Genomic DNA, 5,025 nt, shown 5'->3' on the forward strand with positions numbered 1-5,025 from the left:
GCAGAATGGCGGAAAAGGATGTAAAGCTTGCTTTAGGAACCGACGGTCCTGCAAGCAACAACTGTCTTGATATGTTCAGGGAAATGTTCCTTATGACTGCTTTGCAGAAAATCGCCAACAAGGATGCGGCTGCGTTTCCTGCTGATAAGGTGCTTTTTGCGGCAACATCAGGCTCGGCAAAGGCAATGGGACTTGATGACTGCGTTTCAATCTCAGAGGGAATGCAGGCGGATCTGATTGTAATAGATCTTAATCAGCCTAATATGCAGCCTTTGAATAATATTGGCAAAAACATTGTATACAGCGGTTCAAAGCAGAATGTAAAGCTAACTATGTGCGCAGGCAAGATCCTATATGAGGACGGTAAATTCAATATCGGCGAAGAGGCTGAAAGAATTTATGCAAAGGCAAATGAGATTATCACAGAGTATTCAAAATAGAAGAAAATAAAAACAAATGCACAACCCGAAACATAAATTCGGATTGTGCATTTTTTTATAATTCTATATTGGTTATTTTGTGCAATCGACGGAATCCGAAAAAGGGACACTTTTTTGTGTGAAGTGTTCCTTAGCGGCGCACCCTCAAGACTGCAATTTATAATTGTACCGGGGTAATAAGCTCAATCTTTACATTGTGATAAGGATCAAGTCCCCAATTACAAAAAGCATAATAGCGTACATCCGTGCCAATGTCTGCCAGTGTTACTAACTCATCATAGCTTAATATCTGAATGTTTTTGATACCATAGCCCTGCGTCGTAAATGCCGGGTTCTTTCCTGATTGAACCCATGTCTCAGCAGCGTCATTTGCTTTTCCGGCAAGGCCAAGAACATCTGAACCTACTGCTGCATTTTCATCTGAGTAATAAGTAAATCGAATCAATGCTCCGTCAATGTCTTTGCCTAATTGCTGCGGTGTAAATGTGACGTTGTCCCATTGCTCTATTACATCATCATAAAGTGTAGTAACATTTACAGGAATAATAAGTTCAATCATTGTATCTTTGTCGCTGGCAAGTCCCCAATCCTGAAATACAAAGCATTCCACATTATCACCAATGCCAATGTAATCTACAAAGTCCCTATATGACAAAACAAGTGTCACTTCTTCATTTACACCTTTTGAAAGGAAGGCATATTCATTTTGTACCCATTTCCATGTATCTTTTTGTTTTCCTGATACTGCTAAAACTCTGTTGCATACATCTTTATTTGCAGTATAAGTTATCCGAATTTTTGCACCATCTATATTTTTGCCTAATTGTTCAGGTGTGAATTCTGTTAAATTAATCTTCCCATTAAAAATAACATTTGCCTTTTCATCTAACACAGGTGATAAAACTTCTATTTTTATATGAGATAATCCCCAATCCTGGAAATTAAAAAATGCAAGCTCATCTCCTATTCCCACATATTTAACAAAATCATTATAATTAAAAACTAATATTGTTTCCTTATTCTTTCCTTTTGAATAAATTGAGTTTTCACCGTATACCCATTTGCCAACACTTTTTTCGCTTCCTGAAATCCCAAATATTCGCCAATTGACCGATTGGTCAGAAGTAAAAGTTATGCGAATTTTGGAATTATCAATACTTTTCCCTAATTCAAAAGGAAAACATCTAACAAAACTACAATAACCAATATCACCATCAAAAACTGTTGAAGATGATATTTCTTCTGCCGGAGTCAAAAGTTCTATTTTTAAATTTGTTCCTTTGATTTTCCAGTTTCTTAATTCAAAATAATCAATATCTCCTTCAAAACCTAAATAGTCTATAAAATCTTCATAAGTAAAGGTAACTGTAACTTCTCGTTCAGATCCTCCTGAATCCAGTCCTGATTTACCGTATTGTATCGTTTTATCTTTTCCATGACATAAAAAACCTAATACCTGTTCTTTTTCATTTGTATTTAAATAATATGTAAAACGAATTTTAGAGCCGTTAATATTTTTTCCTAATTCATATGGTGAAAGACACATATCATACGCCAGTTGATCGTTATACACTTCTGTAACGTTCTCTTCAACTTTTGGAGTAATAAGCTCAATCTTTATATTAGTATTTTTCTTAAGTCCCCAATCTCTGAATATTATGGCATGTAAATCATAATTATCAAGGTCTGCATAGCTTATCAGCTCATCATATGATATTTCTACTACAGATTCTACACCATATCCATCTGAGAGAAGTGATATATGATCACTTGATTCCAGCCATTTCGCATTGAGCTCAGATCTTGCTGCAATGCCAACAGCACGTTCTCCTTTTTCGCAATCAGAAATATAGGTGATCCTTAGCTTTGAACCTTCAATTGATTTTCCAAGTTCATATATGTTAATCTCATTAAATTCACAAGGTCCTTCATACACCACAGGATATTCACTTGTTTTCTCTGTCATATCTGTTTTTGCAGTAATGTAACCGTCTTCAACTCTCAAAACCGGAGGATTTCCATTTGATGCTGCAATATAGCTTTTCACCTTTATACTCGTTCCGGCAGATATAGTTTTTACTGTTGTCTTCAATTCTGTATCACTATAGACATTAATGCTCTTTAAAGCTTTAACTTCATATGGATTACTTTCATAATGCTGAACGGCATCTGACATTACATATCCCCAACCGCTGCTTACATCTGATCTTTCAAATAAATCGTATGATATATATCCGTAACCATATTTATTATAATAACTGCCTTTAACTCCCCAATTTCCATAATCGCCCCATGAATTGATAAGCTTGAATGCCTTTTTGTTATCATCATATCCGATTAAACAAATAGCATGTCTGCCCCTGCTTGTGCCTTCAACTTTATCATAAATCGGGTTGCTTGCATCTAGATCATCAAAATCACCATAGACAGGAATTGATATTACCACAGGATTTCCGTCAGCAAGCTCTGCCTTTACAGCGTCAGCACCTTTTACCGTATAATACGAGGAAATTTTAAAATTTGACGCTCTCTCATTTTGATATGTATTAGGCTGTGTTAAATAATCGTTTTGATTATATGGCATATCATAAAGTGAACAAATACCTTTTTCTTTTATTGTTCTCATAGCCACTAAAATATTTGAACCTTTATCCACACCGCCGTTAATTTGATTATATAAATATGCAGGACTAAATTCGGTTTTTGTACTCCACCCATTGGTAACCCAAGAATGTTCTTGATTTTCCTGATATGATTTTGCAGCATAAGCTACTGCCCATGCTGTACAGCTTCCTTGCTGTCCCTGATTTCCCGGAGAAGGCATTTTTGACTCCAAGTCTACAGAACGTGGCAAGCTATCATTAGCCGCTTTCGGTGAATTCTTAGCAATTTGCAAGGACTCTAATACGCTTTCATCATCCGGGATGCATCCCAATGCATATTGCTCTGCTTCTTCAGCTTTAACTTGATATGAATTACTGAATCCTACTATGGTTACAGTAAACAATGCAAGCAGTGATGATAAAATTGCTTTTTTCACACTTATGCACTTTAATTTCATTATTATTTTCCCCCTTAAATTTTATATATAATTAATAATCCTGTAAACTGTTAATTAGTGCAATATTTTTTAATCAAATTTTAAATATTCGATATATCGCACAGTAATTTGTTGCTTTTAGTCAAATAGTATAAAGGCAATTTAATTTAAAACAAAATGGTTATAACCGTATAACTTTTACTAAGTTTTTTATTAATAAATCATTGTTCCGATTCCTAGTTGTGTTTTAACGCATATTATATATGGGAGGTAATGCTAATGAATCAAAATAACAAATACGGTTATATAACAGATTGCAAGGATGTTCCATTATCCTTTCCGCCTCAACATCAGAACAGACAGCCCGGATATGAATATTTAATGAATCCTCGTCCTATTTCTGAATGCGGAAGGCCTTGCCGGAAACTTGAAAACAAAGTATCGTTAATTACAGGCGGAGACAGCGGAATCGGCCGTTCCATTGCTTATGATTTTGTAAAAGAGGGCGCCGATGTTGTGATCGTCTACTATGATGAGGAAAAGGATGCCTCAGAAACTGTCGAAAGAATAAAACAGCTTGGCGGCAAATGCTTGCTTATGAAAGGAGATTTAAAGAATCCCGAATTTGCAAAAAGCTGTGTAGATAAGACTATAGAGCGCTTCGGAAAACTGGATATCCTGGTAAATAATCATGCTGTGCAGTTCGTTCAGCGAAGCATTCTTGATATTTCCCACGAACAGTTGGAATTTACATTCAGAAATAACGTATTTTCATTTTTCTATCTTATTCAATATGCCCTTCCCTATATGAAAAAAGGTGGCTGTATTATCAATACCACTTCTGTTACTGCATATCAGGGAAATAAGGATTTAATTGATTACAGCTCTACTAAAGGCGCTATTGTAGCTTTAACTCGGTCACTCTCTCTGTCCCTTGCAGAAAAAGGCATTCGTGTTAATGCAGTTGCGCCCGGTCCAATATGGACACCTCTGATCCCTTCATCATTTTCAGCGGAGGAAGTACGGACCTTTGGCACCAAGACCTCAAAGGTTCCAATGATGCGTGCCGGTCAGCCATGCGAAGTATCACCATGCTATGTTTTTCTTGCATCTGATGATTCAAGCTATATGACAGGACAGGTACTTCACCCGAATGGCGGTACTATAGTCGGTTCTTAATCAGTATAAATCTTAAAAACATGAAAATAATACTCTTAAAGAATGGAGGTTATTTCTATGTTTAAACACGAAAAATTGCTTTTTCATCCCGTAGCGGTAGAACGTCCTAATCCTCAGTATGCAGCATTAATGCAGGAACAGCTTGGCGGAGCAAACGGAGAACTGAAAGCCGCTATGCAGTATATGTCACAAAGCTTTAGGATCAAGGATCCCGAAATAAAAGACTTATTTCTTGATATTGCGGCTGAAGAGCTTGGACACATGGAAATGGTTGCACAAACAATTAACATGCTAAACGGTCATGATGTTGACGCAGAAGCTGTACCTGCAGGAGAAATTGAAACTCATGTATTGCTTGGTTTAAAC

4 protein-coding genes are annotated in these 5,025 nt (G+C 36.4%); 3 read left to right on the forward strand and 1 reads right to left on the reverse strand.

Going from position 1 to position 5,025, the window contains the following annotated elements; all coding sequences use genetic code 11:
• On the forward strand, positions 1-440 hold a 440-nt coding region (locus QZ357_RS03885), incomplete at its 5' end, for an amidohydrolase family protein (RefSeq protein ID WP_290772023.1).
• A gap of 157 nt (positions 441-597) precedes the next feature.
• On the opposite strand, the gene QZ357_RS03890 is transcribed toward QZ357_RS03885, so the two are convergent.
• Complete coding sequence (locus tag QZ357_RS03890) at positions 598-3,501, reverse strand: C1 family peptidase (RefSeq protein WP_290772026.1); 2,904 nt, start codon at positions 3,499-3,501, stop codon at positions 598-600.
• Positions 3,502-3,759: 258 nt separating this feature from the next.
• Here QZ357_RS03890 and QZ357_RS03895 point away from each other — a divergent pair, with 258 nt between their 5' ends.
• Both QZ357_RS03895 and QZ357_RS03900 read left to right on the forward strand, forming a co-directional pair.
• A complete protein-coding gene (locus QZ357_RS03895) occupies positions 3,760-4,659 on the forward strand; it encodes an SDR family oxidoreductase (protein ID WP_290772028.1) in 900 nt (299 codons plus the stop codon).
• 57 nt (positions 4,660-4,716) lie between these two features.
• A partial coding sequence (locus QZ357_RS03900; RefSeq protein WP_290772030.1) for a manganese catalase family protein occupies positions 4,717-5,025 on the forward strand: 309 nt, incomplete at its 3' end.

Origin of the sequence: Anaerofustis sp. (assembly GCF_019420015.1) — a bacterium.
GTDB lineage: Bacteria > Bacillota > Clostridia > Eubacteriales > Anaerofustaceae > Anaerofustis.

Bases quoted from the DNA above. Each gene is read 5' to 3' on its own strand.
- QZ357_RS03890 (WP_290772026.1), bottom strand. From the start codon at position 3,501: ATGAAATTAAAGTGCATAAGTGTGAAAAAAGCAATTTTATCATCACTG.
- QZ357_RS03895 (WP_290772028.1), top strand. From the start codon at position 3,760: ATGAATCAAAATAACAAATACGGTTATATAACAGATTGCAAGGATGTT.